This is a genomic window from Nonomuraea sp. NPDC001684 (assembly GCF_053596515.1).
In genome coordinates, this window is record NZ_JBSFGJ010000913.1 from 1 (window position 1) to 1,062 (window position 1,062).

Consider the following 1,062-nt stretch of genomic DNA (forward strand, 5'->3'; position numbering starts at 1 on the left):
CTGAAGGTGGACGGCGACCGCCGTGCGCTTCAGAGGGAGGCGGTGATGGCGGACGGTTCGGCGGCCGGTGCAACCGAACGGTGGCGGGTCTTCACGCTCGTCGTTGCCCGCGACGATGTAGGGCTCCTCGTGCGTCTCGATGCCGATGCCGTGGCCGGTGCGGTGGATGAAGTAGTCGCCGTAGCCGGCCTCGGCGATGACCTCGCGGGCCGCCGCGTCGATCGACTCGCACGACACGCCCGGCCGCACCGCGGCGCAGGCGGCTTCCTGGGCGCGGCGCAGCACCTCGTAGTAGGCGGCGAACTCGGCGGGCGGCTCGCCCACGCTGTAGGTGCGGGTGGAGTCGGAGCAGTAGCCGTTGTGGAGCTGGCCGCCGATGTCGACCACGACCGGCTCGCCGGCCTGGATCACCCGGTCGGACACGTCGTGGTGGGGGCTGGCGCCGTTGGGCCCGGAGGCGACGATGACGAAGTCGACCGTGGCGTGGCCGGCGGCCAGGATCGCCTCGGCGATGTCGCGGCCCACCTCGCGCTCGGTGCGACCGGCGCGCAGCAGCTCGGGCACCTGGCGGTGGACCGCGTCGATGGCCTCGCCGGCCTCGCGCAGGGCCGCCACCTCGGCCGGCGACTTGCGCATGCGCAGGTCGCGCAGCACCGTGCCGGCCAGCACCTGCTCGGCCTCCGGCAGCACGTCGCGGAAGCGCAGCGACGACATGGCCCACATGCGGTCGGCCAGCCCCACCTTGGCCACCCGGCCCAGCCGGGAGGCGGCGATGCCGTAGGGGTCGTCGGTCTCGTCCCAGGCCACGAACTCCAGCCCGAGCCGGGCGGCGGGCGAGGCCTGCGCGGCCGGCAGCTCAAGGCGGGGCACCATCATGTACGCCTCCCCCGAGGCGGGCACCACGAGGCAGGTCAGCCGCTCCAGCGGCTTGGCGTCGTAGCCGCTGACATAGCGCAGGTCGGGCCCGGGGGTCGAGGGCGAACCCGTCTCCAAGGCGAGGCCGCGTTTCACCGGCCGAGGAAGCAAGACCCGCGTCTACACCCCTGAAAAAACCCACCAAGC

General features: G+C 73.4%; 1 protein-coding gene. It reads right to left on the reverse strand.

The genetic code is table 11. The annotated features are described in order from the left end of the window. Positions 1 to 1,011: M24 family metallopeptidase (locus ACWCSD_RS53040; protein WP_449927657.1), on the reverse strand; the 1,011-nt coding region annotated here is incomplete at its 3' end. Between the last annotated feature and the right edge of the window lie 51 nt (positions 1,012 to 1,062).